The organism is Pseudomonas sp. GW821-FHT03E01 (assembly GCF_059420765.1).
In genome coordinates this window covers 116,359-139,220 of sequence record NZ_JBWKUI010000010.1, presented here as the reverse complement: position 1 = coordinate 139,220, position 22,862 = coordinate 116,359, and the positions used below count along the sequence as shown (strand labels likewise).

23 protein-coding genes are annotated in these 22,862 nt (G+C 60.8%); 12 read left to right on the top strand and 11 right to left on the bottom strand.

What is annotated here, in order from left to right; translation table 11 throughout:
- Positions 1–7: 7 nt before the first annotated feature.
- From rlmH to AC07VO_RS18175, 4 genes are all read right to left on the bottom strand, one after another.
- Positions 8–475, bottom strand: a complete 468-nt coding sequence (gene rlmH / locus AC07VO_RS18190) for a 23S rRNA (pseudouridine(1915)-N(3))-methyltransferase RlmH (protein WP_007937439.1) — start codon at positions 473–475, stop codon at positions 8–10.
- 9 nt (positions 476–484) lie between these two features.
- Complete coding sequence (gene rsfS / locus AC07VO_RS18185; protein ID WP_019581345.1) at positions 485–979, bottom strand: ribosome silencing factor; 495 nt, start codon at positions 977–979, stop codon at positions 485–487.
- A 72-nt stretch (positions 980–1,051) separates the two neighbouring features.
- On the bottom strand, positions 1,052–1,741 hold the full coding sequence (gene nadD, locus AC07VO_RS18180) for a nicotinate-nucleotide adenylyltransferase (RefSeq protein ID WP_018925751.1): 690 nt from the start codon (positions 1,739–1,741) through the stop codon (positions 1,052–1,054).
- A 1-nt stretch (position 1,742) separates the two neighbouring features.
- Positions 1,743–3,014: a glutamate-5-semialdehyde dehydrogenase gene (locus AC07VO_RS18175; RefSeq protein ID WP_086945940.1), complete on the bottom strand. Its 1,272-nt coding sequence runs from the start codon at positions 3,012–3,014 to the stop codon at positions 1,743–1,745.
- A gap of 187 nt (positions 3,015–3,201) precedes the next feature.
- Between AC07VO_RS18175 and AC07VO_RS18170 the strand changes: the two genes are divergently transcribed.
- Complete coding sequence (locus AC07VO_RS18170; RefSeq protein WP_064620614.1) at positions 3,202–3,900, top strand: DNA-3-methyladenine glycosylase; 699 nt, start codon at positions 3,202–3,204, stop codon at positions 3,898–3,900.
- Between the two features lie 100 nt (positions 3,901–4,000).
- Positions 4,001–5,317 carry a bifunctional DedA family/phosphatase PAP2 family protein gene (locus tag AC07VO_RS18165; RefSeq protein WP_086945941.1) on the top strand — a complete coding sequence of 439 codons (1,317 nt, stop codon included), beginning with the start codon at positions 4,001–4,003 and terminating at the stop codon, positions 5,315–5,317.
- Between the two features lie 46 nt (positions 5,318–5,363).
- On the opposite strand, the gene AC07VO_RS18160 is transcribed toward AC07VO_RS18165, so the two are convergent.
- From AC07VO_RS18160 to AC07VO_RS18150, 3 genes are read right to left on the bottom strand one after another with little or no spacing between them, the layout of a single operon-like run.
- Entirely contained in the window at positions 5,364–5,954 is a 591-nt protein-coding gene (locus AC07VO_RS18160) for an LON peptidase substrate-binding domain-containing protein (RefSeq protein WP_086945942.1), read from the bottom strand.
- Positions 5,955–5,964: 10 nt separating this feature from the next.
- Positions 5,965–6,681 carry an LrgB family protein gene (locus AC07VO_RS18155; RefSeq protein ID WP_018925746.1) on the bottom strand — a complete coding sequence of 239 codons (717 nt, stop codon included), beginning with the start codon at positions 6,679–6,681 and terminating at the stop codon, positions 5,965–5,967.
- Positions 6,678–7,040 carry a CidA/LrgA family protein gene (locus tag AC07VO_RS18150; protein WP_018925745.1) on the bottom strand — a complete coding sequence of 121 codons (363 nt, stop codon included), beginning with the start codon at positions 7,038–7,040 and terminating at the stop codon, positions 6,678–6,680. The genes AC07VO_RS18155 and AC07VO_RS18150 overlap by 4 nt, the downstream gene beginning before the upstream one ends.
- A gap of 188 nt (positions 7,041–7,228) precedes the next feature.
- Here AC07VO_RS18150 and AC07VO_RS18145 point away from each other — a divergent pair, with 188 nt between their 5' ends.
- The 3 genes from AC07VO_RS18145 (at position 7,229) to AC07VO_RS18135 (ending at position 10,184) form a co-directional block, all read left to right on the top strand.
- Positions 7,229–7,684 carry a MaoC family dehydratase gene (locus AC07VO_RS18145; RefSeq protein WP_007937463.1) on the top strand — a complete coding sequence of 152 codons (456 nt, stop codon included), beginning with the start codon at positions 7,229–7,231 and terminating at the stop codon, positions 7,682–7,684.
- 115 nt (positions 7,685–7,799) lie between these two features.
- On the top strand, positions 7,800–9,515 hold the full coding sequence (locus AC07VO_RS18140; RefSeq protein ID WP_018925743.1) for a C13 family peptidase: 1,716 nt from the start codon (positions 7,800–7,802) through the stop codon (positions 9,513–9,515).
- 27 nt (positions 9,516–9,542) lie between these two features.
- Complete coding sequence (locus tag AC07VO_RS18135) at positions 9,543–10,184, top strand: oxidoreductase (protein WP_018925742.1); 642 nt, start codon at positions 9,543–9,545, stop codon at positions 10,182–10,184.
- Positions 10,185–10,221: 37 nt separating this feature from the next.
- Here the strand turns inward: AC07VO_RS18135 and AC07VO_RS18130 are convergent, their stop codons facing one another.
- The 4 genes from AC07VO_RS18130 to AC07VO_RS18115 form a co-directional block, all read right to left on the bottom strand.
- Positions 10,222–10,506, bottom strand: a complete 285-nt coding sequence (locus AC07VO_RS18130) for a YceK/YidQ family lipoprotein (protein ID WP_018925741.1) — start codon at positions 10,504–10,506, stop codon at positions 10,222–10,224.
- Positions 10,499–11,131, bottom strand: coding sequence for a flavin prenyltransferase UbiX (gene ubiX, locus AC07VO_RS18125; RefSeq protein ID WP_030129554.1), 633 nt, complete (start codon positions 11,129–11,131; stop codon positions 10,499–10,501). The genes AC07VO_RS18130 and ubiX overlap by 8 nt, the downstream gene beginning before the upstream one ends.
- On the bottom strand, positions 11,128–12,477 hold the full coding sequence (gene mpl / locus AC07VO_RS18120; RefSeq protein ID WP_086945943.1) for a UDP-N-acetylmuramate:L-alanyl-gamma-D-glutamyl-meso-diaminopimelate ligase: 1,350 nt from the start codon (positions 12,475–12,477) through the stop codon (positions 11,128–11,130). The genes ubiX and mpl overlap by 4 nt, the downstream gene beginning before the upstream one ends.
- A gap of 141 nt (positions 12,478–12,618) precedes the next feature.
- Positions 12,619–14,532, bottom strand: a complete 1,914-nt coding sequence (locus AC07VO_RS18115; protein WP_018925738.1) for a sigma-54-dependent Fis family transcriptional regulator — start codon at positions 14,530–14,532, stop codon at positions 12,619–12,621.
- A 452-nt stretch (positions 14,533–14,984) separates the two neighbouring features.
- Here AC07VO_RS18115 and exaC point away from each other — a divergent pair, with 452 nt between their 5' ends.
- From exaC to AC07VO_RS18080, 7 genes are all read left to right on the top strand, one after another.
- Positions 14,985–16,505, top strand: a complete 1,521-nt coding sequence (gene exaC, locus AC07VO_RS18110; protein ID WP_018925737.1) for an acetaldehyde dehydrogenase ExaC — start codon at positions 14,985–14,987, stop codon at positions 16,503–16,505.
- A 220-nt stretch (positions 16,506–16,725) separates the two neighbouring features.
- On the top strand, positions 16,726–18,096 hold the full coding sequence (eat, locus tag AC07VO_RS18105; protein WP_019581359.1) for an ethanolamine permease: 1,371 nt from the start codon (positions 16,726–16,728) through the stop codon (positions 18,094–18,096).
- Between the two features lie 119 nt (positions 18,097–18,215).
- Positions 18,216–19,610 (top strand): ethanolamine ammonia-lyase subunit EutB, encoded by a 1,395-nt coding sequence (locus AC07VO_RS18100; RefSeq protein ID WP_018925735.1) that lies wholly within the window; start codon positions 18,216–18,218, stop codon positions 19,608–19,610.
- 8 nt (positions 19,611–19,618) lie between these two features.
- On the top strand, positions 19,619–20,443 hold the full coding sequence (gene eutC, locus AC07VO_RS18095; RefSeq protein WP_173861148.1) for an ethanolamine ammonia-lyase subunit EutC: 825 nt from the start codon (positions 19,619–19,621) through the stop codon (positions 20,441–20,443).
- A 113-nt stretch (positions 20,444–20,556) separates the two neighbouring features.
- Positions 20,557–21,018, top strand: coding sequence for a GNAT family N-acetyltransferase (locus AC07VO_RS18090; protein ID WP_018925733.1), 462 nt, complete (start codon positions 20,557–20,559; stop codon positions 21,016–21,018).
- Between the two features lie 268 nt (positions 21,019–21,286).
- The gene (locus AC07VO_RS18085; RefSeq protein ID WP_018925731.1) at positions 21,287–21,943 is read left to right on the top strand and encodes a DedA family protein; all 657 of its coding nucleotides are present in this window, start codon (positions 21,287–21,289) and stop codon (positions 21,941–21,943) included.
- Positions 21,944–21,949: 6 nt separating this feature from the next.
- Positions 21,950–22,762, top strand: coding sequence for a M90 family metallopeptidase (locus tag AC07VO_RS18080; RefSeq protein ID WP_086945944.1), 813 nt, complete (start codon positions 21,950–21,952; stop codon positions 22,760–22,762).
- Positions 22,763–22,862: the final 100 nt, after the last annotated feature.

Here is a 22,862-nt window from a genome sequence, read left to right as displayed (position 1 = left end):
GGCAGAACTACTTGTGGTAAGGGTGGCCGGACAGCACTGTCCAGGCACGATACAGCTGTTCACCGATCAGAATCCGCACCAACGGGTGCGGCAACGTCAACGGCGACAACGACCAGCGTTGATCCGCCCGGGCACAGACTTCCGGCGCCAGCCCCTCGGGGCCGCCGACCATGAAATTCACCGTGCGCGAGTCCAGCCGCCAGCGATCGAGTTCGACCGCCAGTTGCTCGGTGCTCCAGGGCTTGCCGTGGACTTCGAGGGTGACAACGCGCTCGTTCGGCCCGACCTTGGCCAGCATGGCTTCGCCTTCCTGACGGATAAAGCGCGCCACGTCGGCGTTCTTGCCGCGGGTGTTGAGCGGAATTTCCACCAGTTCCAGCGCCAGCTCGGAAGGAAGACGCTTGGCATATTCATGCCAGCCTTCTTCCACCCACTTGGGCATGCGTGAACCGACGGCGATCAGTCGCAGTCGCACAGCGTTCCCTTATTGCTGGTCTTTGTTGAGCTTGGTGAAATGCTCATGGGTGTTCTCAGGGCTGTGGTGTGCAGCGCTGGCAGAACGGCTTTGCTCGGCACCGGCCCACAGGCGTTCCAGGTCATAGAACTGGCGCGCCGAGGCGGTCATCATGTGCACGATGACGTCGTCCATATCCAGCAGCACCCAGTCGCTGTCGCCCTTGCCTTCTTCACCCAGCGGCTTGACGCCTTGGGCTTTGACGGCTTCGCGGACCTTGTCCAGCATCGCGCCGATCTGGCGGTTGGACGTACCGGTGGCGATGATCATGTAGTCAGTGATGCTCTGCTTTTCACGAACGTCGATCACCTGGATGTCCTGGGCCTTGACGTCTTCCAGGGCCGCTACGGCAACCTTGACCAGCTCTTCGCCGGCCAGTGGCGCGCCAGTTGGTGCTTCTACTGGCAGCGGTGCGCTCTTGAATGTGCCCTTGCGCTTTACTTTGTTTACGTCTTTGTCAGTCATATAAAACTCGTTTTGCTCGTATGTTCGGGCGCTTCGATACACGCATTCACGTGCCTTGAAGCGCGCCCTTTTTCAGTTCGACGCACGGTAAAGTCCGTGCGCATCGATGTAGGCCAGGACCGCGTCGGGCACCAGGAAACGTACCGACTTACCGCTGGCCAGCAGTTGACGGATCTGGGTGGCGGATACCGCGAGCGGTGTCTGCCAGACGAATGCAATCTGTCCGCTCGGCCCTTTGAGGGCCAGCGGGTCGCTCACCGAACGTGCTGCCAGCAGGTTGCGCAAGGCATCCGGCGGTTCGCTGTCGGCATCCGGGCGTTGCAGCACCAGGATGTGGCAATGCTGGAGCAACTCTTCCCAGCGGTGCCAAGTGGGCAGGCCGCAAAATGCGTCCCAGCCCAAAAGTAGAAAAACCTGGTCTGAAGCGGCAAGTTCGGCGCGCATCAGTTCCAGGGTGTCGATGGTGTAGGACGGCTTGTCCCGCTGCAATTCGCGGGCATCCACCACCAACGGTGCCACACCGGCCACCGCGCACTTGACCATCGCCAGACGGTCCTTCGCCGATACCTGCGGCTTGTCCCGATGGGGCGGCCTGGCACTGGGTGTCAGACGCAACTCATCGAGAGCCAGCGATTCGGCGACTTCCAGCGCACCGCGCAAATGGCCGATGTGCACCGGGTCGAAGGTCCCGCCCAGTACGCCAATGCGTCGAGGCCGGGGCTCGCTGGCGGTCACTGGGGCTGACGGGTCGAGGTCGCCCAAGTCAGAGCGACTCCTGGCCGCGCAGCTGACCGTCACCGACCACGATGTACTTCTCGCAGGTCAGACCTTCGAGGCCCACCGGGCCGCGGGCGTGCAGCTTATCAGTAGAAATGCCAATCTCGGCACCCAATCCGTATTCGAAGCCATCGGCGAAGCAGGTCGGGGTGTTGATCATCACCGAGGACGAATCGACTTCAGCCACGAAACGCCGGGTGTCAGCCAGGTTTTCGCTGACGATCGAGTCGGTGTGATGGGAGCCGTACTGGTTGATGTGCTCGATGGCCTGGTCCAGCCCGTCGACCACGCGGATCGAGAGGATCGGCGCCAGGTATTCGGTAGTCCAGTCTTCTTCAGTGGCCGCGACGGCCTCGATGATCGCCCGGGTGCGCTCACAACCGCGCAGCTCGACGCCTTTTTCGCGGAACTGGGCAGTCATCGCCGGCAGAAACTCTTTGGCGACGGCCTGATCGACCAACAGGGTTTCCATCGCGCCGCAGATGCCGTAACGGTAAGTCTTGGCGTTGAATGCGATGCGCTGGGCTTTCGGCAGATCGGCGTGGGCACTGACGTAGACGTGACAGATGCCGTCCAGGTGCTTGATGACGGGCACGCGGGCATCGCGGCTGACCCGTTCGATCAGGCCACGGCCGCCGCGGGGCACGATGACGTCGACGTATTCGGGCATGGTGATCAGCGCGCCGACGGCGGCACGGTCGGTGGTTTCGACCACTTGCACCACCGCGGCCGGCAGATCGGCCTCGGCCAGGCCGCGCTGGATGCAGGCGGCAATGGCGCGGTTGGAGTGAATCGCTTCGGAGCCGCCACGCAGGATGGTCGCGTTGCCGGACTTCAGGCACAGGCTGGCAGCATCGATGGTCACGTTAGGCCGGGATTCGTAGATGATCCCGATCACGCCCAACGGCACGCGCATCTTGCCGACCTGAATGCCCGACGGCCGGTAACTCATGTCGCGGATCGCGCCGACCGGGTCCGGCAAGGCCGCGACCTGACGCAAACCGACGATCATGCCGTCGATGCGCGCCGGGGTCAGCGCCAGGCGTTCCAGCAGGGCCGGCTCAAGACCATTGGTGCGGCCAGCGGCCAAATCCAGTTCATTGGCTGCGGTCAGCTCGGCGCGCGCAGCATCCAGCGCATTGGCGGCCGCCTGCAAGGCGCGGTTTTTCTGCGCGGTGCTGGCACGGCCGATCACGCGGGAAGCTTCGCGGGCGGCGCGACCCAAACGGGTCATGTAGTCAAGAACGGACTCAGTCATGGTCTGTAATGGTCTTTGCTAGGCTTGGTAAAGAATAAAGCGGCAGATTATAGCTGTCGCGCCCCCCGACTAACAGCGGTGACGGGCGGATGGTCGAAATGGAGGGCAATTTGCCGACGTTCAGCCGTGATTAAGTTGCATATTGTTATCATCACGACTCAATCAGCCCTGATAAACGCTGTTCATCATGACTAACCTGACTGTTCGTGCGTCCGAAACGCGCCCGCCCAAGGCTCTGCCGGATGCATTTTTCGACCGCGACGCCCAAACGCTGGCCCGGGATCTGCTGGGCAAAATCATCCGCCACCGGGTCGACGACCTGTGGCTCAGCGCCCGGATTATCGAGACCGAAGCCTATTACTGCGAAGAAAAGGGTAGCCACGCCTCCCTGGGCTACACAGAAAAGCGTAAGGCTTTGTTTCTGGATGGCGGCCACATCTATATGTATTACGCCCGCGGCGGCGATTCCCTGAACTTCAGTGCCCAAGGTCCGGGCAATGCGGTGCTGATCAAATCCGCCTATCCATGGGTCGATGAACTGAGCGGGCCAGCCAGCCTGGCGCAGATGCTGCTGAACAATCCCGACGCCCAGGGCCGCCCTCGCCCCTCACAAAAGCTGTGCGCCGGGCAGACGTTGCTGTGCAAGGCGCTGGGGCTGAAGGTGCCGGTCTGGGACGCCAAGCGTTTTGACCATGAAGTGCTGCTGGTGGAAGACATCGGGCCTGCGCCCGGCCATATCATCCAGACCACACGCCTGGGCATCCCCCAGGGGCGCGACGAACATTTAATGTACCGTTTCGTCGATGCGGCTTACGCGCCGTACTGCACTCGCAATCCGATGCGTCGGGGTCAGGTCGAAGGGCGTGATTATTTTTTGCTGACTTGAAACGTGCCCGGGCAAACGGGAATCCCAGTGGGAGCGGTCGTTCAGCATTTGGGAGATTCATCCCTTTGGGGCCAAGTGAACATTCGATGGAGTTGTTTTTATGGGCCCATGGCTCGATAGCGTGATCGGTTGGCTGACGGTCAATCCGCAGTGGCTGGCCATGGCAGTGTTCGTAGTGGCGTGTGTGGAGTGCCTGGCGATTGCCGGGCTGATCGTACCCGGTACGGTGTTGTTGTTTGCCGCGGCAGTACTGGCCGGCAGTGGCGCACTGTCGCTGGGTGAAACATTGCTGCTGGGTTTCCTCGGCGGCGTGCTGGGCGACATCGTTTCGTATTTCCTGGGACGACATTTCCACCAGAACATCCGGCGCCTGCCGGGGTTGCGCCATCATCCGGAATGGATCGCCGGGGCCGAAGCGTATTTTCAGCGTTATGGCATCGCCAGCCTGTTAGTCGGACGCTTTATCGGCCCGTTGCGACCAATGCTGCCGATGGTCGCAGGTATGTTCGATATGCCCTTCCCCCGCTTCGCCGCCGTCAGCCTGTTGGCCGCCGCGGGCTGGAGCGTTGCCTATCTGCTGCCCGGCTGGGCCACCGGCGCGGCGATTCGCTTGCCATTGCCCGAAGGGTTCTGGCCCGAGGCCGGGATCGTTGCCGGCAGCATCGCCGTCATGGTGGGCTTGAGCATTACCAGCAGCATGCGCCGCCATCGCAAGGCGACGATGCTGATCACCGGCATGAGTTTTCTAATTCTGGCGGGACTGTTCATCGGCTATCCGCACCTGACCGCCCTCGACCAAGGGTTGATGACCCTGGTGCAGGAACACCGCAGCCCGATGCTCGATGAAGTAGCCGTGGTGTTCACGCTGATTGGCGAGTTCCGCAACATGTTTATGATCAGCGCCCTGTTGACGGCCCTGCTGTTGCTGACGCGACAATGGCGGCACGCGATCTTCGCCGGCAGCACGTTGCTTTTCACCGCGCTGGGCAACACGGCAACCAAGCACTTTTTCGCCCGCATTCGCCCGGAAGTGCTGAGCGATCCACTGACCAGCTACAGCATGCCCAGCGGCCACGCCTCGGGCTCGTTCGCGCTGTTTCTGACGCTAGCGGTGCTGGCTGGCCGCGGACAACCGCCGCGAATGCGCCTGACCTGGTTGTTGCTGGGTTGTTTGCCGGCGCTGGCGATTGCCCTGTCGCGGGTTTACCTGGGGGCGCACTGGCCTACCGATGTACTGGCCGGCGCGATGCTGGCGGCATGCGTGTGTGCGGCGAGCCTGTGGCTGACGCAACGCCAGGTGCCGCTCAACGCCATGCCACCCAAGGTCTGGTGGCTGGTGTTGCCGTCGTTGCTGGCGTTGTTCGGCTTCTTTGTGTTGCGGCATTTGCCGCAAGCTTTGTTGCGGTATGCATATTGAGGATTGAAAGATCGCACCTGTAGCGGCTGCGATCTTTCAGTGGACATCAGGCAAACAACTCACCCTGCAGTTCATCCAGCAACGCCTGAATCGCATCCAGCCGTTGCTGCGGATCATCGAGTTGCAGCAAGTCGATCTTGTCCACCTCGGAAAACGGCAACAGATACGCCAACTGATTGGCCAGCGACTGTTGCCCCGTCGCTTCGGTGCCCATGCTCAGTGCTTCGACCATCGGGTGTTCCGCCAAGGCCTTGAGCAGCGCGACCAGGTCGGCATCTTCATCCTGTAGCGGTTGCTCAGGTTCATCTTTGAGCCACTCGACTTCGGCGACGATCAACTGGTCGCGCTGCACCTCGGTGCGCACCACGTGAAAACGCCGCCCGCCCTTTACCCGAATGCCCAGCAGGCCGTTGTCCTGCTGATGGAAATCGGTGATCCGCGCCTCGCACCCCACCCGCGCGTAGCCTTCAGGAGCGATGCCGACTTCTTCGCCCTCGAGAATACACACTACGCCGAAGCCGCTGCCCTGTTTCATGCAACGGCCGATCATGTCCAGGTAGCGTGCTTCGAAAATCTGCAAGTCGAGGATGCAGTCCGGAAACAGCACCGTGTTCAGCGGAAAAAGCGGCAGACTCATAGACATTTCCTTACACCACCATCGACACCGCCAACGGCAGGAATACCGCCGTGGCCACGCCCATCAGACTCATCGCCAGCGCCGCGAAGGCGCCGCACTCCTCACTTTCCTGCATGGCCACCGCCGTGCCGACCGCATGGGCGGTCATGCCCAGAGCCATACCGCGGGCCTCCGGGCTGTGGACACCGAGACGAGTCAAAAGACTCGGCCCGAAGATCGCTCCGATCACCCCGGTAATCAACACGAACACCGCCGCCAGCGCCGCGACGCCACCAATCTGCTCCGCCACCAGCATGGCAATCGGCGAGGTCACCGACTTGGGGGCCATGGTCATCAGGATCATGTGTTCGGCGCCGAACCACCAACCCAGCAGCACTCCCATGCCCGTGGCGACCACGCCACCTATCACCAGCGTAGTAAATATCGGCCAGAACAACTGTCGAATCCGCCGCAGGTTGAGGTACAGCGGCACCGCCAGCGCAACGGTGGCCGGCCCGAGCAAGATACTGAGGATCTCGGTGCTCTTGCGGTACTCAACGTAACTCAGGCCGCAACTGACCAGCACGCCGATGACCAGCAGCATGGAGACCAGCACCGGTTGCAGAAAAATCCAGCGGGTTTTCTCGAACGCCGCCAGCACCAATTGATACGCGCCCAGCGTAATGCCGATGCCGAACAGCGGATGATGAATCACCGACGCCCAGGCGCCGTGCCAATCGAACATCATTGGCTGTCCTCGGAATGGGAGTGACGCTTGACCAGGCGCTGCATCAGCACCCCGGCGAAGGCCATCGACAGCACCAACGACAACACCAGCGCACCGGTGATCGCCCAGAAATCCGCGGCAATGTCAGTGGCGTAGACCATCACGCCCACGGCCGGCGGCACCAGCAGCAACGGCAAATAACGCAACAGGCTGCTGGCCGCAAGGTTCAGCGGTTCGCCGACTTGACCGCGGCTGATCAGATACCCCAGCAGCAACAGCAGGCCAATGATCGGCCCCGGCAGCACCGGCAAAAACAGATGATTGAGGGCTGTGCCGAGCAATTGAAACAGCACCAGCCAGGTCAGGCCACGTAACAACATCCATCCTCTCCCGCGCTCTCCCCCACCAAGAAGGGGCCCGACATTATAAGCACGCTATGAGTCGGCATTCGCCAAAAGCATGGTCAGTTGACCGGAGCAATTTGTCATGTTGATCTAAAGTGGTTCGCAGGGAGGTCAAGTCCCCCACTCGAAAAACTATAAATCCGATGAACCCAAGGAGAGTCTCAATGCCCTATGTTCCAGTTGCAGAGCTCAAAGATTATGTCGGCAAGGAACTCGGACGTTCCCAATGGCTCACCATCGACCAGGAACGCATCAACCTGTTCGCAGAAGCCACAGGCGATTATCAGTTCATCCATGTCGACCCGGTCAAAGCCGCGCAAACGCCTTTTGGCAGCACCATCGCCCATGGTTTCCTGTCGTTGTCGCTGATCCCCAAACTGATGGAAGACATCCTCATCCTGCCCGAAGGCGCGAAGATGGTGGTCAACTATGGCCTGGACAGCGTGCGTTTCATCCAGCCTGTGAAGGTTAATTCCAGGGTTCGACTCAAGGTCGACATGAACGACGTCACCGAGAAGAAACCCGGCCAATGGCTGCTCAAGGCCACCGCTACGCTTGAAATCGAAGGATCGGACAAACCGGCCTATATCGCCGAGCCATTGTCCCTCTGCTTCGTCTGACACATGCCTGATTGCGAAGCAGCTCATGCTGTTTCGCGCTGTGTCTGTGCCGTGTCTCTATAAATGCGACACATAGCTGCGGCATACTCCGTCGCCTAATTGCCCGGATCCCGCTATGCGCTCACTTGCACTCCTTGCCCTGACCCTGATGCTCACCGCTTGCGGCGATGGCGAATCGCTGTTGCCCCCCGACGCCCGCCTGCCGGATGGCGGACGCTATCGTGGTGATCTGGTCAACGGCCTGCTGCAAGGCGAGGGTCGCATCGATTACCCGAACGGCAGCTGGTATGCCGGTCACTTCGACAAAGGCCAATGGCATGGCCAGGGCGAATGGCACGGCAGCAACGGCGAGGTCTATCGCGGGCAGTTCCAGCAGGGGCTGTTCGACGGCCAGGGCACGCTGACCACCACCGGCAGCAGCTACACCGGCGGTTTCAAGGCCGGTCGACGGGACGGTGAAGGCACCCTCAAAGAAAACGCCATGACCTATCGCGGCGAATTCAAGGCCGACCAATATTCAGGGCTCGGTCGTCTGGAACTCGAAGACGGCAGCCAGTACCAGGGTCAGTTCGCCCACGGCAAACCCAACGGCGAAGGCCAGCGCAGCGATGCCAGCGGCAATCAGTTCACCGGGCACTTCGTCGATGGCCAACTGGAAGGCAACGGTACTTTCAACAGCGCCGATGGCGATATCTACGTCGGTGGGTTCAAGAACAATCAATTGCATGGCAAGGGCCGCTACGAAAACGCCGATGGCGATGTCTGGATCGGTCAGTTCAAGGAAGGCGTGCTGAACGGCAAGGGCGAGTTGATCGGCGCCGATGGCAGTCATTACATCGGTCAGTTCAGCGACTGGCGTTTTACCGGTCAGGGCCGCTTGAACCTGGCCGATGGCAGTTTCTATATCGGTCAGTTCGACGGCGACAACTATCAGGGCAAAGGCACGTTGGTGCTGACCGATGGCACAGTGCTGAGCGGCACCTGGATCAACAGCCAGCGCGTGCGCGACGCCGACGGCAAGCTGCTGCCCGACACCCTGGAACTCGGCTTGCTGGCCCAGGGCCGCTTGCTCGACGAAGCACTGGCCAACGTGCCGGCCTCGACTCCGGCGGTCGAACTGTACACCTTGACCCTGGGCGGTGACGGCAAGCAGAGCGTGTTCCTGCGCGAATCCGACTACGTCGCCAACATGCTCGCCAGCCGTTTCGGCGCTTTCGGCCAGATTCGCCTGGTCAACCATCGCGACCACCTCGGCGACCGGCCGATGGCCACCCGGGAAAACCTGCGCCGCGCCGCCCAGACCCTGGCCGAGCGCAGTGGTCCGGAGGACTTGCTGTTCATTTACCTGACCAGCCATGGCTCCAGTGAACACGAGCTGGTACTCGACCAGCCACGCATGGAGCTGGCCGACCTGCCGGCCGACGAACTCGCCGCCGTCCTCGCGCCCCTGAAGAAGCGCGACAAGATTATCGTGATTTCGTCCTGTTATTCCGGCGGCTTCATCCCTGCCCTCAAGGATGAACACACCCTGATCATGACCGCCTCGCGCGCCGACCGGGTGTCCTTCGGGTGCTCGGAAGAAGCCAACTTCACCTATTTCGGCGACGCACTGTTCGCCCAGGCGCTGAACCAGACCGACGATCTGGAGCAAGCCTTCAAACGGGCCAGCGCCACCGTGGCCGAGCGTGAGCTGGCCGACAGCTTCGAAGCTTCCGAACCACAGATCTGGGCGCCGAAAGCCGTGCTCGCCCATTGGCAATTGTTACGCAAGCAGCAGGCACGAAAGGCATTGCAAAGTGTCTCTATCAGCAAGGATGAAAAGAGCAACTAAGCTGAACAGTATCAAGGGGGAATAACTATGTACTTGACGCCTCAGCATGTATTGCTTGCCGGAGCTACCGGGTTAACCGGTGAACATTTGCTTGACCGTCTGCTCAACGAGCCAACGATTGCACGCGTATTAGCCCCCTCACGCCGGCCACTGGCCGAACACCCTCACCTGGAAAACCCGGTCGGCGACCCGACGGAGTTTCTGCCGCAATTGAACGGTCGCGTCGACGTCGCCTACTGCTGCCTCGGCACCACGATCAAGCAAGCCGGCTCCGAGGAAGCGTTTCGCGCGGTGGACCTGGACATGGTCGTGGCCTTCGCCAAACGTGCCCGGGAAATGGGCGCACGGCACCTGATCGTGATCAGTGCCTTGGGGGCCGACCGCAGATCGCCGATTTTCTACAACCGGGTTAAAGGCGAGATGGAACACGCATTGCGCGCGCAGAATTGGCCGCAGCTGACCATCTGCCGGCCTTCGCTGTTGCTCGGCGATCGCGCCGAGCCGCGACTGGCCGAACGGGTTGCCGGTCCGTTGTCGAAATTGATTCCGGGCAAATACCACGGCATCGAAGCCTGCCAACTGGCCCGCGCCATGTGGCGCCTGGCGCTGGAAGAACAGGATGGCGTACGGATTGTCGAGTCGGATGAATTGCGCAAGTTAGGCAAGTAATCCAGCAGCGCCCGCGAATAGAGCGCGAAGCGCTCTTCTATAATCCGCCGGTCGCCTGAAACCCAACACCTAAAACCGTCAACAACGACAACGGCAACAGCAATGTGTCGAGCAAAGCACTGGCCGGCAGATCAACACCGGGATAACTCGGCGCTTCTGCGCCAAATCTGTCCATGGCGCAGCACCCGCCGTTCATTGCATACAAATCCAGACGCGTCCCCGAATACACCACCGGTGCCCCGGGTTTGGCGGCATCGAGGGTGCGCGCCGTGGCGCAGCCCGCCAGTTGCACCGCCAGCAGAATGATCAGCAGCCTATTCATCACTGCTCAAATGGTGCTCGCCCCAACGCGGCAGCATGTCTTGCGGAATGTTCAGCAGATTGAGAATTCGCGCCACGACGAAGTCGATCAAGTCATCAATGGTTTGCGGCTGATGATAGAAGCCTGGCGATGCCGGCAAAATCGTCACGCCCATGTTCGACAGCTTGAGCATATTTTCCAGATGAATGCTCGAATACGGCGCCTCGCGCGGTACCAGAATCAGCTGGCGGCGCTCCTTCAACGTCACGTCGGCCGCCCGCTCGATCAAGTTGTTGCAGGCCCCGGTCGCGATCGCCGACAAGGTCCCGGTGGAACACGGTACCACCACCATCGCCGCTGGCGAGCCGGAACCCGATGCCACCGGCGACATCCAGTCTTCCTTGCCGTACACCCGAATCTGCCCGGCGGCGGCACCGGTGTATTCAGTGAGGAAGGCTTGCATCATCTGCGGCTTGGAGGGCAGCGAGACATCGGTCTCGGTGGCCATCACCAGTTGCGCGGCCTTGGAAATCAGGAAGTGCACCTCGCGGTCTTCACGCACCAGGCAGTCGAGCAGGCGCAAGCCGTACTGGGCGCCCGAAGCGCCGGTCATCGCCAGCGTGATGCGTTCCGGACCATTGTTCATTGCAGCGCCTCGGCCAGTTTGCCGTGCAGGCCACCGAAGCCGCCGTTGCTCATGATTACCACGTGAGTGCCGGGTTGGGCCTGGCTCTTCACGCGCTCGATGATGCCTTCCAGCGAATCGCTGACAATCGACGGCACGGTGCACAACGCCGCCGTGGCGCCCAGGTCCCAACCGAGGTTGGCCGGCGAATACCAGATCACCTGATCGGCATCGACTACGCTTTCCGGCAAACCATCACGGTGAGCACCGAGCTTCATGGAGTTGGAGCGCGGCTCGATGATCGCGATCAGCGGCGCATCGCCGATGCGCTTGCGCAAACCGTCGAGGGTGGTGGCGATGGCGGTCGGGTGGTGGGCGAAGTCGTCGTAAATGGTGATGCCACGGACTTCCGCGACTTTTTCCATCCGGCGCTTCACGCTTTTGAACGCGCTCAGTGCCGCGATGCCCATCGACGGCACGACGCCGACGTGACGCGCGGCGGCCAGGGTGGCCAAGGCGTTGGCGACGTTGTGCTGACCGGTCATGTCCCACTCGACCACGCCTTGAGCGACGCCTTCGAACATCACTTCGAACTTCGAGCCATCTTCACTGAGCAGTTTGACCTGCCATTGACCGCCGGCGCCGGTGGTTTGCACCGGAGTCCAGCAGCCCATCTCGATCACGCGCTGCAAGGCCGGCTCGGTGGTCGGATGGATCACCAGGCCTTCGCTCGGAATGGTCCGCACCAAATGGTGGAACTGTCGCTCGATGGCCGCCAGATCAGGGAAGATGTCCGCGTGATCGAACTCCAGATTGTTCAGGATCGCCGTGCGCGGGCGGTAGTGAACGAACTTGGAGCGCTTGTCGAAGAATGCGCTGTCGTATTCGTCGGCTTCAATCACGAAGAACGGCGTATCGCCCAGACGCGCCGACACCGAGAAATTCTGCGGCACTCCGCCGATCAGGAAACCCGGGCTCATGCCGGCGTGTTCCAGGACCCAGGCGAGCATGCTGCTGGTAGTGGTTTTGCCATGCGTGCCGGCAACCGCCAGCACCCAGCGGCCTTGCAGCACGTGATCGGCCAGCCATTGCGGGCCGGAGACGTACGGCAGGCCTTTGTTCAACACGTACTCGACCGCCGGGTTGCCGCGGGACATGGCATTGCCGATCACCACCAGGTCCGGGGCCGGATCGAGCTGCGCCGGGTCGTAACCTTGCGTCAACTCAATGCCCTGGGCTTGCAGCTGAGTGCTCATCGGCGGATAGACGTTGGCATCGGAGCCGGTCACATGATGGCCTAGCTCTTTGGCCAGAACCGCCATCGAACCCATGAAAGTGCCGCAAATACCAAGAATATGAATGTGCATAGTCGACCTCGTAAAACATGGCCGCAGGTTAGCGTAGGGAGGGGAAAATCGCACTCTTTAGCTGAACGTGACACAACCGCTTGGCTGATCGAGCGCATTTTTTTGTGGCTGAGGGAGCAAGCCCCCTCGCCACAAAAACGGCTATCGTGCGATGCCGTGTTTGCGCAGCTTCCGGTAGAGGGTATTGCGGCTCACACCCAACTGTTCGGCGGTGTGGGTCATGTGCCAGCGCTGCTGTTCCAGTGCGTTGAGCAACGCCAACCGCTCGGCATCGTCCAACGGATACTCGGACGGCGCTTCAATCGTCGCCACCGTCACCGGCCGGACCTGACGAATCATCGCCGGCAAATCTTCCAGCCCGATCCGACCGCCGTCACACAACGCCGCCAGGGTCCGCAGCACATTGCGCAACTGCCGCACGTTCCCCGGCCAGGCAAAATCCAGCAAGGCCTGCCGCGCCGCTGCATCAATCAATACCGTCTCCCCGCCCGCCTCTTCGGCCAACAGAAAGTCGAGCAACTGTGATTTATCCGTGCGCTCGCGCAACGCTGGCAATGCGACTTCCAGCCCATTGAGCCGGTAATACAAATCCTCGCGGAAACTGCCGTCCTGCACCCTTTCGAGCAGGTTACGGTGAGTGGCGCTGATGATCCGCACATTGACCGATTCCGGCTCGCCGCCAATCGGCACCACCTGACGGTCTTCCAGCACCCTTAATAGCCGGGTCTGCATGCTCAGCGGCATGTCACCGATTTCATCCAGGAATAAAGTTCCGCCATCGGCCTGCTGCAACTTGCCACGCATGCCCTCCTTGCGGGCACCGGTGAAGCTGCCGCCGCGATAGCCGAACAACTCGCTTTCGATCAGGCTTTCGGGGATCGCCGCGCAATTGAGGGCGACGAACGATTTTTCCGCCCGTTGACTGGCCTGATGCACGGCCTTGGCGAAAGCCTCCTTGCCTGAGCCGGTTTCGCCGTTGATCAGCAACGGCACGTCCCGTTCGAACACCCGCAAGGCCTTGCGGAAGTCTTCCTGCAACGCGGCATCGCCCAGGCAAATACCCGACAGCCGTGGACGCTCGGCCACTGCCGGGCTTTGCACCACCGGTGCAGGAATGCTGCGCGGCTGCCCACGCAATACAGCAAACAGCCGCCGCCCGTCGCGGGTGCGCAACGGCCAACTGGCGCTGGCATTGGCGCTCGCGCGGCCGAGCAACTCATTCAGCGAGCAGTCGAAAAACGCCTCCACCGGCTGGCCCAACAGCCCGCCACGAATATGCCCCAGCAAATTCAGCGCGCTCTGGTTGACCGCACAGATCCGCCCTTCCCCGTCGAACGCCAGCAGCCCTTCGCTGAACAGTCCGACGGATTCGGCCTGCAAGTGAAAACGCAGCAGCCATTGATTGTCGAAGTAACGCAGGAAATAACAGCTCTCGATCATCTTCGCCGACAGATTGACCAGGGCCATGGTGTGAAACTGGCTCTGCCGCGAAACCTCATGACGCGCCGAAGACACGTCAAGCACCGCCAACAGTTCACCATGAGGGTCGAACACCGGGCTTGCCGAGCAGGTCAGGCCGGTGTGGCGGCCACGAAAGTGTTCGTCCTGGTGAATGGTCAGGGACTGGCGCTCCACCAGGCAGGTGCCGATGCCGTTGGTACCTTCGCAGGCTTCGCTCCAGTCGGCGCCAAGCCAAAGGCCTGCGCGTTCGAAAATCTTCCGTTCGGCGGGCGCGGTGACGCAGTTGAGGATCACCCCGCGAGCGTCGGTCAGCAACACTGCGTGGCCGGCGCCGGAGAGTTGCTGGTGGAGGCTGGTCATTTCGTTGCCGGCGATCTGCAGCACTTGCTGCAAACGTTCGCGGCTTTCCAGGAGACGGCCATGCTCCAGCACCGTCGGCGCCATGGTCAGGGCCGGGTCGAGGTGATAGTCCTCAAGGCAACGCAGCCAGGAGCGGGCAATAGACGGATCGCTGCCGGGACCGTGCAGGTGGGACTTACCCTGGGTCACGGTCAACACTTGCTGGGCATGGCGACTCAAATGGTTGTCGTGCATTTCTTATTATTCTCCCAGAGGGCTGTGCTGAACCCTCTTTAAGGGGCTGGCACATACCTTGTGGCGAGGGAGCTTGCTCCCGCTCGAGTGCGAAGCGCTCGCCAAAAATCATGACCGGCAGACATTTCTGGACTGCTTCGCAGCCAAGCGGGAGCAAGCTCCCTCGCCACAGAGGATTACCTGTGGGCCATTTGAGGCCCAGCATCCTCCAGCCATCGACGCATTGCAATGCTGGCAAGACCCATCGGTCACAGGCTGTGCCACAAGCGGTACAAAGTGTCACACGGGTTGTACCGCAAGCGTCACAAGCACCGCCCAGCCGTCCGACAAAAAATACACAAGCCCTTGATTTAACTGACTTGCGAGGCGGTGGCCCAACCTTTGCTCTACGCTTGTTACCGCGCTCTGGCGCGTCCTCCCTTATAAGCACAAAAGCCAAGGAGAAACCCATCATGCGTTACGCTCACCCCGGTACTGAAGGCGCTATCGTTTCGTTCAAGAGCAAATACGGTAACTACATCGGCGGCGAGTTCGTCGCGCCTGTCAAAGGTCAGTACTTCACCAATACTTCGCCGGTCAACGGCCAACCGATTGCCGAATTCCCGCGCTCCACTGCCGAAGACATCGAAAAAGCCCTGGACGCCGCCCATGCCGCCGCCGATGCCTGGGGCGCCACGTCCGCCCAGGCACGCTCGCTGGTGCTGCTGAAAATCGCCGATCGCATCGAACAGAACCTGGAACTGCTGGCGATCACCGAATCCTGGGACAACGGCAAGGCCGTGCGTGAAACCCTCAACGCCGACATCCCGCTGGCCGCCGACCATTTCCGCTATTTCGCCGGTTGCATTCGCGCCCAGGAAGGCAGTGCCGCCGAGATCGACGGCAATACCGTGGCCTATCACATCCATGAACCGCTGGGCGTGGTCGGGCAGATCATCCCGTGGAACTTCCCGATCCTGATGGCCGCCTGGAAACTCGCTCCGGCCCTGGCCGCCGGTAACTGCATTGTCCTCAAACCTGCCGAGCAAACCCCGCTGGGCATTACTGTGCTGATGGAGCTGATCGGCGACCTGCTGCCACCTGGCGTGCTCAACGTGGTGCAAGGCTTCGGCAAAGAAGCCGGTGAAGCCCTGGCCACCAGCAAACGCATCGCCAAGATCGCCTTCACCGGTTCGACTCCAGTCGGCTCGCACATCATGAAATGCGCCGCCGAGAACATCATTCCGTCCACCGTGGAGCTGGGAGGCAAGTCGCCGAACATCTTCTTCGAAGACGTCATGCAGGCCGAACCGTCCTTCATCGAGAAAGCCGCCGAAGGTCTGGTGCTGGCATTCTTCAACCAGGGCGAAGTTTGCACCTGCCCGTCCCGCGCTCTGGTACAGGAGTCGATCTACGACGAGTTCATGGAAGTTGTCATGAAAAAAGTCCTGCAGATCAAGCGTGGCGACCCGCTGGACACCGACACCATGGTCGGCGCCCAGGCGTCCGAGCAGCAATTCGACAAAATCCTTTCGTACCTGGACATCGCCAAGGGCGAAGGCGCCGAGCTGCTGACCGGTGGCAAGGTGGAAAAACTCGAGGGCAGCCTGGCGACCGGGTATTACATCCAGCCGACCCTGCTCAAGGGCACCAACAAAATGCGCGTGTTCCAGGAAGAAATCTTTGGCCCGGTGGTGAGCATCACCACCTTCAAGGACGAAGCCGAGGCCCTGGCCATCGCCAACGACACCGAGTTCGGCCTGGGTGCCGGCCTCTGGACCCGCGACATCAACCGCGCCTACCGCGTGGGCCGCGCCATCAAGGCCGGTCGCGTGTGGACCAACTGCTACCACCTGTACCCGGCACACGCCGCGTTCGGTGGTTACAAGAAGTCCGGCGTCGGCCGTGAAACCCACAAAATGATGCTCGATCACTATCAGCAGACCAAAAACCTGCTAGTGAGCTACGACATCAACCCGTTGGGCTTCTTCTAAAAACCGGGGGGCGATACAGGTATTTCTGTATCGCCCTTCAGAAGGCCATCGCGGGCAAGCCCGCGATGGTGCCCTTAAACGCCTCCTTCATCGCTCTGCCGGTCTGGCATTGGCTTTGCATTCCCGCTCTACACACTGAATGCCATACCCGAAAGTCCAACAAATCAAACAATAAAAAAGACAGAGAGGACTTATGACTTCTACTACGCAGAGAGGACCTATGACTTCTACTACACAGCTCAAACCCACACTCGGCACCCTGCATCTATGGGGCATTGCCGTCGGCCTGGTGATTTCCGGCGAGTATTTCGGCTGGAGTTATGGCTGGGGCACCGCAGGTACCCTGGGTTTTCTCGTCACCGCATTGATGGTGGCGACGATGTACACCTGCTTCATTTTCAGTTTCACCGAATTGACCACCGCCATTCCCCACGCTGGCGGGCCGTTTGCCTACAGCCGCCGAGCCTTCGGCGAGCGAGGCGGACTGATCGCCGGCATCGCCACCCTGATCGAATTCGTCTTTGCGCCACCGGCAATTGCCATGGCCATCGGCGCCTACCTCAATGTGCAATACCCGGAACTGGACCCGAAGATCGCCGCTGTTGGCGCCTATTTCGTGTTCATGACCCTGAATATCCTCGGCGTGAGCATCGCGGCCACCTTCGAACTGGTGGTCACCGTGCTTGCCGTCGCCGAATTGCTGGTGTTCATGGGTGTGGTCGCACCGGGCTTCAGCTTCAGTAACTTCGTGCTCAACGGCTGGTCGGGCGCCAACGAATTCAGCATGGCCTCGATTCCCGGCATCTTTGCGGCCATCCCGTTCGCGATCTGGTTTTTCCTCGCCATTGAAGGCGCAGCCATGGCCGCCGAAGAGGCCAAGGACCCGAAACGCACGATTCCCAAGGCTTACGTCAGCGGCATTCTGACCCTGGTGTTCCTCGCCATCGGCGTGATGGTCATGGCCGGCGGTGTCGGCGACTGGCGCCAACTGTCGAACATCAACGACCCACTGCCTCAGGCGATGAAAGCCGTGGTCGGCAACAACTCGAGCTGGATGCACATGTTGGTGTGGATCGGTCTGTTTGGCCTGGTGGCGAGCTTCCACGGGATCATTCTGGGTTATTCGCGGCAGTTCTTCGCCCTGGCTCGCGCCGGTTACCTGCCGGCCTCCCTGGCCAAACTGTCGCGCTTCCAGACCCCGCACCGGGCGATCCTGGCGGGCGGCGTGATCGGTATCGCGGCGATCTACAGCGATGGCCTGGTCAACCTGCAAGGCATGACGCTGACGGCTGCAATGATCACCATGTCGGTATTCGGCGCCATCGTGATGTACATCATCAGTATGCTGAGCCTGTTCAAACTGCGTAAAACCGAACCCAACCTGGAGCGCACCTTCCGCGCGCCGGGCTACCCGATCGTACCGGGGATCGCGCTGTTTCTGGCGGTGGTGTGCCTGGTGGCGATGGCCTGGTTCAACGCGCTGATCGGCTGTGTGTTCCTCGGTTTCATGGTGGCCGGTTACCTGTATTTCCAACTGACCGCCAAGCAACGCGCCGATGCGCCGGCAGATGCGATGCTCGAAGGCGTCTGAAATGCACCGGCGCCGGGCTGATTCCCGGCGCCAGCCCTATTGAAGTGCACCAGAACCCGCTCCCACAGGGGTTTAGTGGTGCATTTGAGATATTTATTGAATCAGGAGGACACCGTCCCATGGCCGTATTTGCCCATACCGTCGGCGCCCAAACCTACCGCTTCGACAGCCTCAAGGAGGTCATGGCCAAAGCCAGCCCGGCGCGCTCCGGGGACTTTCTGGCCGGCGTTGCCGCCCTCAACGATGGCGAGCGGGTGGCCGCGCAGATGGCCCTGGCCGACACCCCGCTGGCCCACTTCCTGGAGGAAGTGCTGATTCCTTACGAGGCCGATGAGGTCACCCGACTGATCATCGACACTCACGACAAACAGGCTTTTAAAGCGGTCAGCCACCTCACCGTCGGCGGTTTCCGCGACTGGCTGCTCAGCGAAGCCGCCGATGAACAAAGCCTGCGCGCCCTCGCCCCCGGCCTGACCCCGGAAATGGTCGCCGCCGTGTCGAAGATCATGCGCGTGCAGGATCTGGTGCTGGTGGCGCAGAAAATCCGCGTGGTCACCAAGTTCCGCGGCACCCTGGGCCTGCGCGGTCGGCTCTCGACGCGCCTGCAACCCAATCATCCCACCGACGAACCGGCCGGCATCGCCGCCAGCATTCTCGACGGCCTGCTGTACGGCAATGGTGACGCGATGATCGGCATCAACCCGGCCACCGACAGCATCGCTTCGATCTGCGCCATTCTGGAAATGCTCGACGCGATCATCCAGCGCTACGACATTCCGACACAGGCCTGCGTGCTGACCCACGTCACCACCTCCATCGAGGCGGTCAATCGCGGGGTTCCGCTGGACCTGGTGTTCCAGTCAATTGCCGGCACCGAAGCGGCCAACGCCAGTTTCGGCATCAACCTCAACGTTTTACAGGAAGGCTACGACGCGGGCTTGAGCCTGAATCGCGGCACATTGGGCCAAAACCTGATGTATTTCGAGACCGGCCAAGGCAGTGCCTTGTCGGCCAACGCCCACCACGGCATCGATCAACAGACCTGTGAAACCCGCGCGTACGCCGTGGCACGGCATTTCAAACCGTTTCTGGTGAACACCGTCGTAGGCTTCATCGGCCCGGAATACCTCTATAACGGTAAACAGATCATCCGCGCCGGCCTCGAAGACCACTTCTGCGGCAAGCTGCTGGGCGTCCCCATGGGCTGCGATATCTGTTACACCAACCATGCCGAAGCCGACCAGGACGACATGGACACTCTGCTGACCTTGCTGGGTGTGGCCGGGATCAACTTCATCATGGGCATCCCCGGCTCCGATGACATCATGCTCAATTACCAGACCACCTCGTTCCACGACGCCCTCTACGCCCGGCAAACCCTGGGCCTGAAACCAGCGCCGGAGTTTGAACAGTGGCTGGCGAACATGGGCATCTTCACCCAGGCGGACGGCAAAATTCACTTCGGCAACAGCCTGCCACCGGCGTTCCGCCAGGCATTGGCGCAACTGGGATGAGTGTTTATATGTATGAACCACCTGTCGATCCGCAGAACCCATTGCTGGAACTGCGCCGCCTGACCCCGGCACGCATTGCCCTCGGCCGTACCGGCACCAGCATGCCGACCCGCGCGCAGCTGGATTTCCAGTACGCCCATGCCCAGGCCCGGGATGCGGTGCACCTGCCTTTCGATCACTCGGCGCTCAGTTCGCAACTGACCGAGCGTGGGCGTGAGAGTTTGCTGCTGCACAGTGCCGCCACGGATCGGAACAGCTATTTGCAGCGCCCCGATTTGGGGCGCAAGTTGAGTGATGAGTCAGCGCAGACTCTGCGTGATTACTCGCGAGCCCATCCAGGCGGGGTGGATCTGGCTGTTGTGGTGGCCGATGGTCTCTCGGCACTGGCCGTTCATCGCCACACCTTGCCGTTTCTGGCACGCATGGAAGAACAGACAGCTATCGAAGGCTGGTCCCTGTCGCCGGTGATTCTGGTGGAACAAGGCCGGGTTGCGGTGGCTGACGAGATTGGCGAGCTGCTGGGCGCAAAAATGGTGGTCATTCTGATCGGGGAACGCCCTGGATTAAGCTCTCCAGACAGCCTGGGGCTGTATTTCACCTATAATCCCAAGGTCGGACTGACGGATGCCTACCGCAACTGCATCTCGAATGTCCGGCTCGAAGGCTTGAGTTACGGCATGGCGGCACACCGTTTGCTGTATTTGATGCGCGAAGCCTGTCGGCGGCAGTTATCGGGGGTCAGTCTGAAGGACGAAGCCCAGGTTCAGACGCTGGAGTCGGACACAGGAGCAGGTTTGAAAGGTAATTTCCTACTCAGTCCGTCGGATGCCTGAACCGTTTCCGCATTGCGTTTCTATTCCGGTTTAAGGCAGGATCGATGCACGGCCGCCAAGGGTTTCCTATCGCCGTCACCATGTAAGACAGCCACTTGAAGACGAGACCTACCATGCGGATTATTCAAGCGACCCTCGAACACCTGGACCTGCTGACCCCGTTGTTCGTCAAATATCGCGAGTTTTACGGTTCCCTGCCGTATCCGGACTCGTCCCGAGCGTTCCTCGAAAAGCGCCTGCGGCGCAAAGAGTCGGTGATCTACCTGGCCCTGGCCGATGACGACAACAACAAACTGTTGGGTTTCTGTCAGTTGTACCCGAGCTTCTCGTCTCTTTCGCTCAAACGCGTGTGGATCCTCAACGACATCTACGTCGCCGAAGACGCCCGACGCCAGTTGGTGGCCGACAACCTGATCCGCACCGCGAAGAAAATGGCCAAGGAAACCAATGCCGTGCGCATGCGCGTTTCCACCAGCAGCAACAACGAAGTCGCGCAGAAAACCTACGAATCCATCGGATTCAGGGAAGACACCGAGTTCAAGAATTACGTATTGCCGATCAGTGACGAACTTTAAGCTCACCAAGAAGATCGCAGCCTTCGGCAGCGCCTGCATCGACCGAGGCAACCTCGAAGCTGTAGGTGCTACCGAAGGCTGCGACCTTTTCCGACAAACCCTGAAACACATCGACATTCCTCGCTACAAACTCGACGCGTTTTTCACTTTTCACCCCGTATAATGCCCACACCTCACGGCTCGTAAGAAAAATCACACCCCGCTGTAGTCTTACGCGAAGCTATCCGCACAGGCCTGCTGAGTCGGGCCATCACCACAGGTGCTTTCCATGGATTTCAACCCGATCGACGTTATTCTGCATCTCGATGTTTACCTCGAGATGCTGGTGAACAACTACGGAGCATGGATCTACGCCATCCTGTTCATGGTGATCTTCTGCGAAACCGGACTGGTGGTGATGCCGTTCCTGCCGGGCGATTCCCTGCTGTTCATCGCGGGCGCCGTGGCGGCCGGTGGCGGCATGGATCCGGTACTGCTGGGCGGCCTGCTGATGCTGGCGGCGATCCTCGGCGACAGCACCAACTACGTGATCGGCCGCACCGTCGGCGAACGGCTGTTCAGTAACCCGAACTCGAAAATCTTCCGCCGCGATTACCTGCAACAAACCCACGATTTCTACGACAAACACGGCGGCAAAACCGTGACCCTGGCGCGCTTCATGCCAATCATCCGTACCTTTGCTCCGTTCGTCGCCGGCGTTGGCAAAATGCCTTACCCGCGTTTCTTTGCCTTCAGCATTTTCGGCACCATCCTCTGGGTGGGTGGCCTGGTAACCCTCGGTTACTTCTTCGGCAACGTACCGTTCATCAAGAAAAACCTGTCGCTGCTGGTGGTGGGTATCATCCTGGTGTCGCTGCTACCGATGATCATTGGCGTGATCCGCAGCCGTCTCGCTAATGCCGCGTCCAAAGCCGAACCCCGCTGACTGACGATGTGGTCCCTTAGCGCCTGGCGACGCCGGCGCACCCTGGCCAGGCATCCGATTGCCGACGACATGTGGCAACGGGTGCGCCATCACCTGAGCTTCCTCGATGGCATCAGCGCGGCCGAAGACCAGTGGCTGCGCGAAGCCAGCGTGCTGTTCCTGCAAGACAAACACCTGACCGCCCTGCCCGGCGTCGAACTCCACCAGGAGCAGCGCCTACTGCTCGCCGCCCAGGCCCAATTACCGCTCATGCATTTGGGTGATCTGAACTGGTATCAGGGCTTTCACGAAGTCATCCTCTACCCCGACGACTTCCTCAGCCCCCAGCGCCATCGCGATGCCAGCGGCGTCGAACACGAATGGGATGGTGAACACAGCGGCGAAGCCTGGCAGCAAGGCCCGATCATCCTCGCCTGGCCCGGCGTAATGGCCAGCGGTGGCTGGGAAGGCTACAACCTGGTGATCCACGAACTCGCACACAAACTCGACATGCTCAACGGCAACGCCAATGGCCTGCCACCGCTGCACGCCGACATGCGCGTCAGCGACTGGGCCAAGGTCATGCAGGAAGCCTATGACGACCTCGACCGGCAACTGGAGCGCAACCCGGACGCTGAAACCGCCATCGACCCGTACGCCGCGGAAAACCCCGCCGAGTTCTTCGCGGTCACCAGCGAATACTTCTTCAGCGCCCCGGATCTGCTTTACGAGGCTTATCCACAGGTCTACGAGCAGTTGAAGTTGTTTTACCGTCAGGATCCGCTGGCCCGTCTACGGCAACTTCTGGCCGAAGACCCGGTCTATCAGGCACGCGACTAAGGTCTCTACGACCCTTAGGTGCATGGCATCAACGGCGGAATATGCCTATAATCGCCGCCACTTTTTGGTCAATCCGGCCAAGTATTTTTGGTCAACTAAC